This window comes from Acidobacteriota bacterium (assembly GCA_016716715.1).
In the GTDB taxonomy this organism is placed as follows: Bacteria; Acidobacteriota; Thermoanaerobaculia; order UBA5066; family UBA5066; genus Fen-183.
The window spans coordinates 134,845-149,918 of record JADJVE010000010.1 but is presented as its reverse complement, the minus strand read 5'-3'; the positions used below and the strand labels follow the sequence as shown (position 1 = coordinate 149,918).

Below are 15,074 nucleotides of genomic sequence, written 5' to 3'. Positions count from 1 at the left end.
GCCACCGTCGCCCTCGCGATCGCCGCTGTGCCTGCTTCGACGCTGGAGGTCAACACAGACTACGCCCCGGGCACCGACTTCTCGAAGTACAAGACGTACACGCTCAAGGCCGGTACGGCGCCCAAAAACCCGATCGCGGCCGAACGCTTCGCCCAGTCCCTCGGGAACGCTCTCTCGGCCCGCGGGCTCCGGCAGGTGCCGGACGGAGGCGACCTGATCGTCTTCACCCACTTCAGCCTCGGGAAGGACGTTCAGCTCAATTCGTACGGGTACGGCGGCTGGGGCGGCGGCTGGCGCTACGGCGGCATGGGCGGAATGCAGACCACGACGGTCCAGGAGATTCCGACGGGCACCCTCGTGATCGACCTCGTCGACGCGAGCGCGAAGACCGCCGTCTGGCGCGGCATCGCGAAGGACCAGGTCTCGACGAGCGCAACCCCGGAAGAGCGCCAGCAGAAGGCCGACCAGGTCGCCCAGAAGCTCTTCGAGAACTACCCGCCGCAGGCGAAGAAGTAGGCCGGTCGGCAGTTTGAGAAACCGTCGGCGAACGGGCATTGCCCTCGCCGGTGCGCTTCTGATCGGGGGCGCCGTTTCGTGCCGCTCCAGGGGCGGAGAGCCGGCGGCGCCTGCAGCCACCGCAGCGGCGACGGCCACGGCGGCTCCCGCCCTGGAACCCGCGAAGCCTGCGGCCTCGGGGTTCGACAGACTCGTGGCCCGCTGGCTGCGCGAGGACGGCGGCTACATCCTCGAGATCCGCGCGGTCTCGCCGGAGGGGAAGGCCGACGCGGCTTATTTCAACCCGCGTCCGATCAACGTCGCGAAAGCGGAGGCGTTCTCCGAGAACGGCGCCCTGACGCTCTTCGTCGAGTTGCGCGCCCCCAACTACCCCGGCAGCACATATCGCCTCGTATACGACCCGGCGAGCGACACGCTCGTCGGCACGTATTTCCAGGCTCTTCAGAAGCAGACGTTCGACGTCTCGTTCGTGAGACGCTGAACGACACGAAAAGGAGAACGTGAATGAAGGCATTCAAACCTCGCTCCCCGGTCTTCGGGCTCGCGCTCGGCATCCTCGCCGCGGCGCCGTCCGCCGAGGCGCAGAACACCGCCCGCAAGCCGAACATCGTCATCATCTGGGGCGATGACGTCGGCCAGTCCAACATCAGCGCCTACTCGCACGGCCTGATGGGCTACAAGACGCCCAACATCGATCGTGTCGCCAAGGAAGGCATGATGTTCACCGACTACTACGCCGAGCAGAGCTGCACGGCGGGCCGGTCATCGTTCATCACCGGCCAGTCGGGTCTGCGCACCGGCATGACGAAAGTCGGCTTGCCGGGCGCGACGCTGGGCCTCCAGAAGGAAGACCCGACGATCGCCGAGATGCTCAAGCCGCTCGGCTACGCGACCGGGCAGTTCGGCAAGAACCACCTCGGCGACCGGAACGAGTTCCTGCCCACCGTCCACGGGTTCGACGAGTTCTACGGCAACCTCTACCATTTGAACGCCGAGGAGGAGCCGGAGCTCCCGGACTACCCGAAGGATCCCAAGTTCCGCGCCGAATTCGGGCCGCGCGGCGTCATGGACTGCAAGGCCTCGGCCACGGATGACACGACCGTCGACCCGCGCTTCGGCAAGGTCGGCAAGCAGGTGTGCAAGGACACGGGCCCGCTGACCCGGAAGCGGATGGAGACGATCGACGACGACACGGCGGCCCGCGCCGTGGACTTCATCCAGCGCATGAACAAGGCCGGGAAGCCCGCGTTCGTCTGGGTGAACTTCACACACATGCACTTCCGGACGCACGTTAAACCCGAGAGCCTCGGTCAGTCGGGCCGATTCCAGAGCCCGTATCACGACGCCATGATCGACCACGACAAGAACGTCGGCCAGGTCCTCAAGACCCTCGACGACCTGAAGATCGCGGACAACACGTTCGTCATGTACTCGACGGACAACGGCCCGCACATGAACAGCTGGCCCGACGCCGCGATGACGCCGTTCCGCAACGAGAAGAACTCGAACTGGGAAGGGGCTTACCGGGTGCCCGCAATGGTCCGCTGGCCCGGGAAGATCAAGCCCGACAGCGTCTCGAACGAGATGGTCGCGCACCACGACTGGCTGCCGACGCTCCTTGCCGTCGCGGGCGACACGCAGGTGACGGAGAGGCTCCTCAAGGGCTACAAGGTCGGGGACATGACCTACAAGGTCTACCTCGACGGCTACAACCTCGTTCCCTACCTGACCGGGAAGGCCGAGAAGAGCCCGCGGGAGTCATTCCTGTACGTCAACGATGACCAGCAGCTCACCGGCCTGAGGTACGACAACTTCAAGTTCGTCTTCATGGAGCAGCGCGCCACGGGCACGCTGCGCGTGTGGGCGGAGCCGTTCACGAGCCTGCGCGTGCCGAAGATCTTCAACCTCCGGACCGATCCGTACGAGCGGGCCGACATCACGTCCAACACGTACTACGACTGGCTCCTCGACCACGCCTTCCAGCTCGTGCCGGCCCAGGCGTTCGTTGGGAAGTTCATCCAGACGTTCAAGGACTACCCGCAGCGCCAGAAGGCCGCGTCGTTCAACATGGACGAGATCTTCGCGAAGATGAAGGAATCCGGCGGGCACTGAGCCCGCCCTGTCTCCGGAATGACCGTCGCGGCCGGCTGCACCTCGCGGTCGGCCGCTTTTCTCGAAAGGACGTTGCCATTGAGGCCCAGACACAAGTCTTCCATTCCTGCCGCCGTGCTCGTCTGCACGCTGGCGTTGAGTCTGGTCACGGGCTGCGCGACCCAGAACGGCGATGCCTCTCCAGCGAGAACCAACCTGAGCTCTGTGCCCGAGTTCCATCCGGAGCTCGGTCTCGGCGCGCTGCAGGGCTATCTGGACCCCAAGGCGCTGCCGAACAGCCTCGCCCTCATTTCCCCCCCGCCGCTTCCCGGCTCGGCTGCCTTCGCGCACGACGAGGAGGTCGCGCGCAACACTTTCGCGCTGCACGGCACGCCGCGCTTCGCTCTGGCGGCTTCAGACTACGATCTGAAGGTCCCGCACCTCATCGACGACTTCTCCTGTGCGCTGAACTCCCGGATCACGAAGGAGAACGCCCCGTACCTGTACACGCTTCTGTCACGCTCGTTCAGTGATCTCGCCCTTTCCACCTACGCCGCGAAGAATCACTACGAGCGCACGCGTCCTTTCCAGCAGAACGGCCAGCCTCTCGCCGTCCCGGAAGCACGCGGGTTCCTCGAAAAGGACCCCTCCTATCCGTCGGGCCACACCGCAATCGGCTGGGGATTCGCCCTCGTCCTCAGCGAGATCGCTCCGGACCGGACCGACGAGCTCCTCGCCCGCGGCCGGGCCTACGGCGAGAGCCGCATCGTCTGCAACCATCACTGGTACAGCGACGTGGTCTGGGGCCGCTTCATGGGCGCGGCCACGCTGGCGCGGCTGCACGCCGATCCCACGTTCGACGCGGACCTGCGAGCCGCCAAGGCCGAGTTTGCGGCCCTTCGCGCCCGGGGCATCCCGCCCGCGGGCGATTGCAGGGCGGAGGCCGCGGCCCTGGCTCTCGGTTTCCAGAGCGCCGACGTGACGGCGATCGACATCCTGCTCCAGCCGGACGCGACGATGCTCCGGCATGCCGCCGCGAACAACGCGCGCCTTCTGGCGGTCTTCCCGAAGGGGTTCGCGCTCGACGCGACGCACACCCCGCACATTACGATGCTCCAGTGCTTCGTCCGCACGGCGGATCTGGAAAAACTCTTTGCCGCCGCGGAGAAGGTGCTCGCGAGTGCCAACGTCAAGGCGATGAAGCTGGAGGCGTTCAAGTACTACTACGCCCCGGCCGGCGCGACGGGCATCGCCGGCATCTGCGCGAAGCCGACGCCGGAGATCCTTGACCTGCAAGCGAAGATCATTGCCGCCGCGAAGCCGTTCATGCAGGCCACCGGCCCCATCGGCGCGTTCACCGCTCCGCACGACGATCCCGCCACCGACGCCGCGATCATTCAATACGTGTCGACATTCGATCCGAAGATGTCCGGGGCGAACTTCAATCCCCACGTCAGCACCGGCGTCGCTCCCAGGGACACCCTCGACAAGATGCTGGCGGAACCGTTCGAGCCGTTCACGTTCTCGCCCGTGGGCGCGGCCGTATACCAGCTCGGCCCGTTCGGCACGGCGGCGAAGAGGCTCAAGGAACTGGATTTGAAACGCTGAGCGGCTACTCCGGCGCGCGGAAGCCGTTGTTGATCACCCAGGAGGGGTTCAGGAAGAAGACGAGAACCTTCTGTCCGAAGTTGAGGTTTCCCTTCTTCAGGATCTCGAGAGACAGCTGGTGGAAGACCTCCCCGAGGAGGCTGCCCGCGATCGGCGTGATGACGAGGTCCTGGATGCTCGGCTGCTCGGCGACCGACTCGATCGCGTACTCCCATAGCGTGCTCTGGAAGAGCGTGAACCCGAAGGACTGCAGCGGGGTCCCTCCCTGGGATCGCATCATGTTGTAGTACAGGGCGCCCGCATACGGATGGCCCATGTAGTCGTTGAAGAAGGAGTCGCGGTCCCACGTCGGAGCCTCGCTCCACGCGCGCTTGTAATTGGCGGAACCCCGCTGGAGCGCGGTGTCGTCCCACTTCGTGAACTGGCTGGGCAGAAGCGCCAGGATGACGCCGCTTGCGATCTCCGTGCCGGTGATGATGAGGGTTCCCCGGAGGAATTTCTTCCCGTAGGGCGAGTCCCAGTTCCGGACGCCCCGGAGCGTGTCCTCGGGAGGCGGCTGCGGCCAACGGGGCTGCTGGACGGCGATTCCGCCCGTCCAGTCGGCGGGCAGCTGAAGCTCCTCCGAATCGAAGTCCTTGAGCGTGAAGCCGAAGTCCCCCGTCGGAAGAGACGCGGAATCGTCCTCGAGAGTGACGCCCAGGTCCCTGAAAACCGAGTTGGGCAGATGGAATTCGGCGATTCCCGGTCCGGCAGAGCGGAGTCGTCCCGGGCCCGGGGACCGGGGCGGCCAGGGACGAGTCGGCGCTCGCGCCTCGGGTTGGGAGGGCGAGCATCAGGGCGGCCGCAATCGCGGTCAGTTCAGCACTGCGCGTGAGTCTCAAGATTGAAAGCGCCGCGGCTTTCGCCGCCACTGGGGAGATTAAGCATACACAAAGTGTTCGTCGTTGATGCACCTGCGCCCCTGGCCGCGCGGGCCTGCGCTATAGTGAGGAAGTGAAGCCGCCGAGAGCGCAAGGGCCGTCGTCTCGACGTTCGTCCTTCACCTTCGCCCCGTCCGTGTCCGGGCCGCGGCAATCCGCTTCACGCACACGTTCGGGCTCGGCGGGTCGACGCTCGTCCTCCTCTCGATCCTCCTCGTCACGGGCTCGCTCCTGATGTTCGGGTACACGCCCGTGCCCGGCGACGCGTACGCGTCGATCGAGAAGCTGCAGGGTGAGGTGACGTTCGGGGCGTTCGTCCGCGCGATCCACCACTGGAGCGCGAACCTTCTCGTCCTCGTTGCCGTCTTCCACCTGCTGCGCGTCGTCTTTACGGGCGGTTTCCTCGGCACGCGCGCGCTGAACTGGCTTGTCGGCCTGTTCCTCCTCGCGGCGATCGCGGCGTCGGCCTTCACGGGCTACCTGCTGCCGTGGGACCAGCTCGCGTACTGGGCGGTCACGATCGTCACCGGGATGGCGGCGTACGTCCCGCTCGCGGGGCCCGCGCTCGCCGCGTTCCTCCGCGGCGGCGAGGAGATCGGCCCGGCCACGCTCGGGACGTACTTCGCGCTTCACACGCAGTGGATTCCCGTGCTGCTCTTCGCAGGCGCCGGGTTCCATTTCTGGCGCGTGAGAAAGGCCGGCGGCGTCGTGCTCCCGCCGGACGCGGTCCGCGACGAGAAGGGCAAGCCGGAGCAGGTCCTCTTCCTGCCGGAGCTCCTGTGGCGCGAGCTTGCTGCGGCTCTCGTCGTGCTCGCCGCGGTGACGCTCTTCTCCGCCCTCGTGCGTGCGCCGCTCGGCCCCGCGGCCAACCCCGGCCTCTCGCTGAACCCCGCGAAGGCGCCCTGGTACTTCCTCGGCTTTCAGGAGCTCCTCGTCCACCTCCACCCGCTCTTCGCGGTCGTCGTCGTGCCGTTGCTCGGCGTCGCCGCGCTCTGCGCGCTGCCGTATCTGGGCTTTTCGGACGCCGAGCCGCGCGGCGCGTGGTTCCTCTCGGAGAACGGCCGGCGCACAGCGAAGCTCGCGGCCGCCCTCGCACTCGTGGCGACGCCGATCCTCGTGATCGCCGACGCGCTCGTCCTCGGCAAGTCGGGTGCGCCTTCGGGCGGCGCCGCGTTCTTTCTGCGCGGCGTCCTGCCGGTCGCCGCTGTTCTCGCCGGAGCCGCCGCGGGCTTTCGGTTCCTGCGGTCGCGGCTTGGAGCGACGCGTCTCGAGGCGACGCAGGCCCTCTTCGTCTTCTTCGGGACGGCCTTCGCCGTCCTGACGGCCGTCGGAATCTGGTTCCGGGGAGCGGGCATGAAGCTGGTGTGGCCGTGGAACGCGTGACGGAGCGGCGGTCGTTCCTGAAGGTCGCGTGGCTCTCTCTCGGGGTCGCGGCCCTCGCCGAGGCCTCGTGGATCGTCGTGGCGTTCCTGAAGCCGCGCCCGAAGGCGCCGAAGAGCGCGGGCAGCCTCGTCGTCGCGGGCCCGGCGGACGGCTTCGCGCCGGGCTCGGTCACGGCGTTCCCGGCGGGAAAGTTCTACCTCGTGCGGCTTGCCGACGGCGGGTTCCTCGCGCTGCACCGCCAGTGCACGCACCTCGGGTGCAGCGTGCCGTGGGACGAGGCGGCCGGGCGCTTCGCATGCCCGTGCCATGCGTCCGTATTCGACCTGCGCGGCGACGTCCTCGCGCCGCCCGCGCCGCGCCCGCTCGACCTCTTCGCGGTCAGGATCGAGAACGGCATCGTCAAGGTGGACGTGTCGGCGCCCATCCGCCGGTCCGCGTTCGACGCGGCGCAGGTGACGAGGGCGTGAGGTGACGGACGACCTCGCGCGCTGGAGGTTCGCAGCGCTCGTCGCGACCGCCCTCGTCGTCGCCTCGTGCCCGCTCGCGCTCGTCCGCGACGCCCTGCAGAGGCCCGCGCCGAAGAGCACGGAGCCGGCGGAGGCGACGTTCGTCGGCCGCAAGGCGTGCGCGAAGTGCCACGAGAAGGCGACGAAGGCCTGGACGGGCTCGCACCACGACCTCGCGATGACGGAGGCGACCGACGCGACCGTGCGCGGCGACTTCTCGGGCGTCGTCTTCGAGGGCGACGGGATGAAGGCCCGCTTCTTCCGCGACGGGAAGAAGTTCCTCATCGAGACGGCCGCGCCGGACGGCAAGCCCACGGTCTACGAGGCGGCCTACACGTTCGGCTGGGATCCGCTCCAGCAGTACCTCATCAAGTTCCCGGGTGGGCGGATGCAGGCGTTCTCGCTCGCGTGGGACGTTCCCGGCAAGCGCTGGTTCTTCCTCTACCCCGGCAGGAAGATCCCGCCGTCCGACTGGCTGCACTGGACGCGCAACGGCCAGAACTGGAACGGTATGTGCGCGGGCTGCCACTCGACGAACCTCGTGAAGGGCTTCGATCCGAGGACGAACACGTTCACGACCACGTGGTCCGAGGTCGACGTGAGCTGCGAGGCCTGCCACGGCCCCGGCTCGAGGCACGTGGCGTGGGCCGAAGTGCCGCCGATGGGGCGCTCGCGCGTCGACAACTTCGGCCTCGTCCTCAAGACCTCGAACGTCACGAACCGCGAGCTCGTCGAGCTGTGCGCGCCGTGCCACTCGCGCCGTGTCGAGCTGGGCGGCTACGACCACCGCCGGCCTGAGCTCCTCGACAACCACGTCCCGGTCCTTCTCGCCGAGGGCACGTACCACCCGGACGGGCAGATCCTCGACGAGGACTTCGAGTACGGCTCGTTCGTCCAGAGCAAGATGTTCCGGATGGGCGTCCGCTGCACGGACTGCCACGACGCCCACACGCTGAAGCTCAAGAAGGACGGCAACGGCGTCTGCCTGCAGTGCCACTCGGCTCCGGCTTACGACGACGCGCGCCACCACTTCCACAAGAAGGAATGGAAGGGAAGGCCGAGCGACGGGGCGCTCTGCGCGTCCTGCCACATGCCGAAGTCGCCGTTCATGGTCGTCCACATGCGCGCGGACCACAGCATCCGCATCCCGCGGCCCGACCTGACGCGGGACCTCGGCGTGCCGAACTCGTGCAGCCTCTCCGGCTGCCACGCAGACAAGCCGCTCTCGTGGGTGACGAACGCGTTCGACAAGTGGTACGGGACCGCACGAAAGCCGCACTACGGAACGGTTCTCGCGGCGGGCCGCAAGGGGAGCCCGGCGGCGAAGGCCGATCTGCTCCGGCTCGAAGCCGACGCGCTCTCCCCGACGCTCGTGAGGGCCACGGCCCTTTCCCTCCTCGGCCAGTACCGCGGCCCCGACGTGACCGCCGCGTTCCGCCGCGCGCTCCTCGACGAGGAGCCCCTGATCCGCAGGACGGCCGTCGCGCTGGCCCCGATCGCGGACGAGGCCGAGCGCGTCGCCCGGCTCGCGCCGCTCCTCGCGGACCCGTTCCGCGCCGTGCGCCTCGAAGCGGCCGCGCAGCTCGCCGGAACGGCGCCCGCGCTGCTGAAGCCCTACCAGAAGGACGCGCTCGACACCGCGCTCGCCGACTACGTGAAGGCCATGGAGTACTCGCTCGACTTCTCGTACGCGGGCCACAACCTCGGGCTGATGTACGAGCGGATGCACGATCCTGTGAAGGCCGAGGAGTCTTACCGCGCGGCCCTCGCCGTGGACGACCTCTCGTATCCGCCGAAGGCGAACCTCGCGATGCTCCTCGCCCGGCAGGGGAAGAGCGCGGAGGCCGAGAAGCTCCTGCGCGAAGTCCTCGCGGCGTACCCGGACCGCGCCGAGGTCGCGTATGCGCTCGGCCTCCTCGTCGCCGAGAAGGGAGCGATGCCGGAGGCGGCGACCCTGCTCGCCCGCGCCGCCGCGGGGATGCCGGCGAACGCGCGCGCCGCCTACAACGCGGGACTCGCCCTTGCGCAGGTCGGGCGCGACGCCGAGGCCGAGAAGATGCTGCGGCAGGCGGCGGCGGCCGACCCGTCGAGCTACGATTTGCTCTTTGCCCTCGCCGATTTTCTTGTTCGTAAGGGAAGGCTTGCCGAGGTGGCCCCCCTCGCGGATAGGATGGCGGCAATCGATCCCGCGCGCCCCGAAGCGGGCCAGCTCAGGGTGATTCTCAGCCGTATGAAAGGACTGCGATGACCGATCAGATTCCCATCGCCAGGATTTCCTTCGCCGGACTCGTCCTCTTCGGTGCCGTCGCCCTCCCGGCCGTCGCGCAGCCGGCGCCGGACCGGAGCGTGTTGCCGATCCACGAGCCGAGTTACCCGCACAGCACCGTCATGGACATTCGCAACGCCCCGCCGCCGCCGCCGCGGTTCGAGGCGAAGGCGCCGGGCGGCGCCCCGAACGTCCTCATCGTCCTCATCGACGACATGGGATTCGGCCAGTCCGGCGCGTTCGGCGGCCCCCTTCGCATGCCGACGCTGGACCGCCTCGCGCAGGCCGGCCTGAGGTACAACCAGTTCCACACTACGGCCCTCTGCTCCCCGACCCGGGCCGCGCTCCTCACCGGGCGCAATCACCACACGGTCAACACGGGTTCGATCATGGAAACCGCCACGGCGTACCCGGGCAACACCGGGCAGCGCCCCGAGAGCGTCGCGCCGCTGGCCGCAATGCTCCGGTACAACGGGTACACGACGGCCCATTTCGGGAAGAACCACGAGACGGCCGCGTGGGAGGTCAGCCCGTCGGGACCGACCGACCGCTGGCCGACCCGCAGCGGCTTCGACAAGTTCTACGGCTTCATGGGCGGCGAGACGAACCAGTGGGCGCCGGCCGTCTACGACGGCATGGTCAAGATCGAGGCGTCGACCGATCCGAAGTACCACTTCATGACCGACATGACGAACCAGGCGATCAAGTGGGTCCAGTCGGTCAAGTCGCTGACACCCGACAAGCCGTTCTTCATGTACTACGCGCCGGGCGCCACGCACGCGCCGCACCATGTCCCCGAAGGAGTGGATCGCGAAGTACAGGGGCCAATTCGATCAGGGGTGGGACAAGCTGCGCGAGGAGACCCTCGCCCGCCAGATCAGGCTGGGCGTCGTGCCCGCGGGGACGAAGCTCGCCCCGAAGCCGGCCGCGATCAAGGACTGGGCCACGCTTTCGGCCGACGAGAAGAAGCTGTTCACCCGCCAGATGGAGGTCTTCGCCGGCTTCGCCGAGTACACCGACACCGAGATCGGCCGTCTCGTCGACACGATCGCGGATCTCGGCCAGCTCGACAACACGCTCGTCTTCTACATCGTGGGCGACAACGGGGCGAGCGCCGAGGGCGGGATGAACGGGATGTTCAACGAGATGACGTATTTCGCCGGCGTGCCGGAGACCGTCGCGGACGTCCTGAAGCACTACGACGAGCTGGGCGGCCCGATGGCCTACGGGCACTACGCCGCTGGATGGGCCGTGGCGGGCGACACACCGTTCACCTGGACCAAGCAGGTCGCCTCGAGCTACGGCGGAACGCGCAACGGGATGGTCGTCCACTGGCCGAAGGGGGTCAAGGCCAGGGGTGAGATCCGGTCGCAGTGGCACCACGTCATCGACGTCGCGCCGACGATCCTCGCGGCCGCGGGCCTGCCCGAGCCGAAGGTCGTGAACGGCGTTTCTCAGACACCGATCGAGGGAGTGAGCATGCTCGCTTCCTTCAACGACGCGAAGGCGAAGGACAACCACCTCACGCAGTACTTCGAGATCTTCGGCAACCGCGCGATCTACCACGACGGCTGGCTCGCCGGCACCGTCCACCGGGCGGCGTGGGAGCCCAAGCCCCGCACGACGCTCGACAAGGACGTGTGGGAGCTCTACGACACGCGGACAGACTTCAGTCTGGCGAACGACCTGGCGGCAAAGAGCCCGGCGAAGCTGAAGGAGATGCAGGACGTCTTCCTGAAGGAGGCCGTGAAGTACAGCGTGCTGCCCATCGACGACCGGACGCTCGAGCGGTCGAATGCCGCGCTCGCCGGCCGCCCGGACCTCATGGCGGGCCGCACGTCTCTCACGGTCTACGAGGGAATGGCCGGGATGTCCGAGAACGTCTTCATCAACGCGAAGAACCGCTCCCACTCGGTCACCGCCGAGGTGACGATCCCGGAAAAGGGTGCGAATGGCGTGATCCTCTGCCAGGCCGGACGGTTCGGCGGCTGGAGCCTCTACCTGAAGGATGGCAGGCCGACCTACACCTATAACTTCCTCGGGCTGCAGCGGTTCACCATTGCCGCGGGGGCGCCCGTCTCCGCGGGGAAAGCGACGATCCGGTTCGAATTCGCCTATGACGGGGGCGGCCTCGGGAAGGGGGGCCTCGGAACGATCTTCGTCAACGGGAAGAAAGCCGCGGAAGGCCGGATCGACCGGACGCAGTTCGGAATCTTCTCGGCCGACGAGGGCGCCGACGTCGGAGAGGACGGGGAAACGCCGGTCGTCGAGGACTACGGGATTCCGGCGCCCTACAGATTCACCGGCAGGATCGCGAAGGTCACCGTGGAGCTGGCGCCGATGCCGGCGCCCGTAAAGGCCGCGGAGGGCAAGGCCCACGCGGATGTTGCGCAGAAGAAGGCACTGTCGGACTGAGTGATCGCAACGCGTTCGTCATCAGTAAGGAAAGGAAAGAGGATCCCATGAAGTCCGTGTCCAGAATCGTCATGTGTGGAGCCATCCTGTCTGTAGCGGCGGGCGCCGCGTCCGCCCAGCAGCCCTCCGGCGAGGACCGCGTGGCGGCGCTCAAGTCGTCGCTCGCGAGCAGCAAGGCCGTGCTGCGCCAGTACGAGTGGATCCAGACCACCGTCGTGAACGTCAAGGGCGAGGACAAGTCGACGCTGCAGGACCGCTGCTACTACGGGGCCGACGGAGCCCTCCAGAAGGTCCCGGTCGGGGCCGCTCCGGAGGAAAAGAAGAAGGGCGGCCTGCGCGGGAAGATCATCGAGAACAAGAAAGAGGAGATGTCCGACTACATGAAGGAGGCCGTCGCGCTCGTGAAGCGCTACCTCCCGCCGGACCCCGCGAAGATCGACGCGGTCAAGGCCGCCGGCCGGCTCTCCGTCTCGCCGCAGCCCGGCAACAGGGTCCGCGTCACGCTCGCGGGCTACCTGAAGCCCGGCGACAGCCTCGCCATCGACATGAACATGGCGGACAACACTCTCGCCTCGGCAGCCGTCGTGAGCACGATGGATTCCGACAACGCGCCTGTGTCTCTCGCCGTGCAGTTCGGGAAGCTCGACAACGGCGCCGTCTACGAGTCCCAGACGATCCTCGACGCAAAGGGCAAGGAGCTCAAGGTCACGATCCAGAATTCCGGCTACCGGAAGATGTGAGGGGATTGACATGAAGATTCGAAGAACTCTCGGATGGTCGGCCGCGCTCGTGCTGGGCGCGCTCCTGACGGCGCCCGCCTTCGCCCAGGACGCCGGCGAGCACGACCCCGCGGCCCTCGCGAAAGCGTTCCCGAAGCCGGGGTACTCGCCGTACGCCGGCCGCGATTACCCGACGCGACCGTACTTCGGCGACACGCACCTCCACACGGGCTTTTCGATGGACGCCGGAGCTTTCGGCGCGCGGCTCACGCCGCGGGACGCGTACCGGTTCGCCCGGGGCGAGGAGGTCACGTCGAACTCGGGCCAGCCGGTCAAGCTCTCCCGTCCGCTCGACTTCCTCGTCGTGGCGGACCACTCGGACGGCATGGGGTTCTTCCCGCAGCTCATGAGCGGCGATCCTGGACTCCTCGCCACGCCCCAGGGCCGCAAGTGGTACGACCAGATCAAGGGCGGCCAGGGCGCTGAGGCAGCCATGGACATCATCGTGAGCTTCGGCCAGAACAAGCTGCCGAAGGGATTTCCGTCGCCGGGAACGGCCGCGTACCGCAACGCGTGGCTGGAGACGATCAAGGCGGCGGAGGCTTACAACGACCCGGGCCGGTTCACCGCCTTCATCGGGTTCGAGTGGACCTCGAACACGGGCGGCAACAACCTCCACCGCAACGTCGTATTCCGCGGAAACGGGACGCAGGCGGGCCTCGTCGAGCCGTACACGACGCTGAAGCCTCTCGGGAGCGACAACCCCGAGGACCTGTGGAAGTGGATGACGATGGCGGAGCAGAAGACGGGGAGCGACGTCCTCGCCATCGCCCACAACGGCAACCTGTCGAACGGGATCATGTTCCCGGTCGTCGAGGCCTTCGGGAAGAAGTTCGACCGGACGTACGCCGAGACGCGCGCGAAGCGCGAGCCGCTCTACGAGATGACGCAGACGAAGGGAACCGGCGAGGCCCATCCTTTCCTCTCGCCGAACGACGAATTCGCCGCGTTCGAGCTCTGGGACAAGGGCAACCTCGACGGCACGGTGGCGAAGACGAAGGACATGCTCGAGTACGAGTACGCCCGGTCCGCGCTGAAGAACGGCCTGAAGCTCGAGCAGCAGTTCGGCGCGAACCCCTACAAGTTCGGGATGATCGGCAGCTCGGACGCGCACACCGGCCTCACGGCCATGGAAGAGGACAACTTCTTCGGCAAGACGGCGCCCCAGGAGCCGAGCCCGGAACGCCTGACGAAGGCCTTCATCGGAAACAAGAAGAGCGGCGTGACGATCATGGACTGGGAAGTCGGCGCGTCGGGCTGGGCGGCCGTGTGGGCGAAGGAGAACACGCGCGAGGCGATTTTCGATGCGATGCAGCGCCGCGAGACGTACGCCACGACCGGCACGCGCATGATCGTGCGGTTCTTCGGCGGCTTCGACTTCGAAGCGAACGACGCGTATGACCGGATGCCCGGGCGCGTCGGCTACGCCAAGGGCGTCCCGATGGGCGGCGACCTCTCGAAGGCCCCCGCGGGCAAGGCGCCGACGTTCCTCGTCGGCGCGCTCCGGGACCCGATCGGCGCGAACCTCGACCGGGTCCAGATCGTCAAGGGATGGATGGACGCCAAGGGCGAGCTGCAGGAAAAGGTCTACGACGTCGCGTGGTCGGGCTCCCGCAAGCCGGACCCGAAGACGGGCAAACTCCCGCCGGTCGGCGATACGGTGGACGTCGTGAAGGCGACGTACACGAACACCATCGGAGCGCCCGAGCTCGTCGCGGTCTGGAAGGACCCGGCCTTCGACCCCGCACAGCGGGCGTTCTACTACGGACGCGTGATCGAGATCCCGACGCCGCGCTGGACGGCGTACGACGCCGCGCGGTTCGGGACGAAGCCGCTCCCCGGCACCCGCATGACGATCACGGAGCGGGCTTACACGTCGCCGATCTGGTACACGCCGTAGCCTGAAACGAAAAGCGGGGCGCCGATGCGCCCCCGCCTTTGAATCCGCGAAAGCGCGGGCTCAGCTCTTCTTCTTGGCCGGGCCGACGCGGAGAAGGTCGATGACGTTCGTGACGCCCTCGACGCTGGCCGCGGACTTCAGCGCGAGGTCCTTGCGAGCCTGGTCGGGAAGCGTGCCGCGCACGGAGCACGTGGAGCCCGTGCACTCGATCCGGACCTCCTTGTAGTAGGTCCCGACCTCGCCCTTCACCCTGGAGCGGACGTTGCTCTCGATCTTGTTGTCGGCCATTTCCTTTTTCGTCTTGCCCTCGAAGAGGCCCTTCTCGTTCTTGGCCTTGACCTGGTTGTCGATCTTCTTGACACCCGCGTACTTGAGGACCTCGTCGGCCAGCTCCTGCGTGGCCCGCTTCTCGACCTGGCCGGTGAGCGTCGTCTTCTCGCCGACGATCGCGACCTTGATCGGTGCGGCGTCCGGCCCGAGCTTGTCGACGAGCAGCTTCGCGATGGCGGCCTCCTTGTCGGCGACGGACTTCGCGTCGGAGGCGAGCGCGGGCGACGCCGCGAAAGCGGCGGCGAGGATGCATGCAAAGAGGGCGGTTTTCGGCTTCATGGTTCTCTCCTTCTCGTATCTGGCTCGAGGACATTAATGCCGGTCTCCCGCCGGCGCAATGCAGGAATCCTACGGGCCCCG

At 67.5% G+C, this 15,074-nt stretch carries 10 protein-coding genes and 2 pseudogenes; 10 read left to right on the top strand and 2 right to left on the bottom strand.

Annotation, left to right across the window (positions count from 1 at the left end; translation table 11 throughout):
- From IPL89_16100 to IPL89_16085, 4 genes and pseudogenes are all read left to right on the top strand, one after another.
- Nucleotides 1-516: DUF4136 domain-containing protein (locus IPL89_16100; protein ID MBK9064694.1), on the top strand; the 516-nt coding region annotated here is incomplete at its 5' end.
- Nucleotides 517-667: 151 nt separating this feature from the next.
- The gene (locus IPL89_16095; protein ID MBK9064693.1) at nt 668-997 is read left to right on the top strand and encodes a hypothetical protein; all 330 of its coding nucleotides are present in this window, start codon (nt 668-670) and stop codon (nt 995-997) included.
- A 23-nt stretch (nt 998-1,020) separates the two neighbouring features.
- On the top strand, nt 1,021-2,628 hold the full coding sequence (locus IPL89_16090) for an arylsulfatase (GenBank protein ID MBK9064692.1): 1,608 nt from the start codon (nt 1,021-1,023) through the stop codon (nt 2,626-2,628).
- Nucleotides 2,629-2,646: 18 nt separating this feature from the next.
- Nucleotides 2,647-3,564: pseudogene (locus IPL89_16085) on the top strand (phosphatase PAP2 family protein).
- A 655-nt stretch (nt 3,565-4,219) separates the two neighbouring features.
- Here IPL89_16085 and IPL89_16080 read toward each other — a convergent pair.
- The gene (locus IPL89_16080; GenBank protein MBK9064691.1) at nt 4,220-4,531 is read right to left on the bottom strand and encodes a DUF3943 domain-containing protein; all 312 of its coding nucleotides are present in this window, start codon (nt 4,529-4,531) and stop codon (nt 4,220-4,222) included.
- A gap of 757 nt (nt 4,532-5,288) precedes the next feature.
- Between IPL89_16080 and IPL89_16075 the strand changes: the two genes are divergently transcribed.
- The 6 genes and pseudogenes from IPL89_16075 (at nt 5,289) to IPL89_16050 (ending at nt 14,384) form a co-directional block, all read left to right on the top strand.
- The gene (locus IPL89_16075) at nt 5,289-6,518 is read left to right on the top strand and encodes a cytochrome b N-terminal domain-containing protein (GenBank protein ID MBK9064690.1); all 1,230 of its coding nucleotides are present in this window, start codon (nt 5,289-5,291) and stop codon (nt 6,516-6,518) included.
- On the top strand, nt 6,500-6,985 hold the full coding sequence (locus IPL89_16070) for a ubiquinol-cytochrome c reductase iron-sulfur subunit (GenBank protein ID MBK9064689.1): 486 nt from the start codon (nt 6,500-6,502) through the stop codon (nt 6,983-6,985). The genes IPL89_16075 and IPL89_16070 overlap by 19 nt, the downstream gene beginning before the upstream one ends.
- Before the next feature lies 1 nt (nt 6,986).
- Nucleotides 6,987-9,272 (top strand): tetratricopeptide repeat protein, encoded by a 2,286-nt coding sequence (locus IPL89_16065; GenBank protein ID MBK9064688.1) that lies wholly within the window; start codon nt 6,987-6,989, stop codon nt 9,270-9,272.
- Nucleotides 9,269-11,705 (top strand): annotated as a pseudogene (locus IPL89_16060) (arylsulfatase). Before IPL89_16065 ends, IPL89_16060 begins: the two are co-directional and overlap by 4 nt.
- A 47-nt stretch (nt 11,706-11,752) precedes the next feature.
- The gene (locus tag IPL89_16055; GenBank protein ID MBK9064687.1) at nt 11,753-12,445 is read left to right on the top strand and encodes a hypothetical protein; all 693 of its coding nucleotides are present in this window, start codon (nt 11,753-11,755) and stop codon (nt 12,443-12,445) included.
- Nucleotides 12,446-12,455: 10 nt separating this feature from the next.
- Nucleotides 12,456-14,384 (top strand): DUF3604 domain-containing protein, encoded by a 1,929-nt coding sequence (locus tag IPL89_16050; GenBank protein ID MBK9064686.1) that lies wholly within the window; start codon nt 12,456-12,458, stop codon nt 14,382-14,384.
- A gap of 60 nt (nt 14,385-14,444) precedes the next feature.
- Here the strand turns inward: IPL89_16050 and IPL89_16045 are convergent, their stop codons facing one another.
- A complete protein-coding gene (locus tag IPL89_16045; protein ID MBK9064685.1) occupies nt 14,445-14,993 on the bottom strand; it encodes a BON domain-containing protein in 549 nt (182 codons plus the stop codon).
- Between the last annotated feature and the right edge of the window lie 81 nt (nt 14,994-15,074).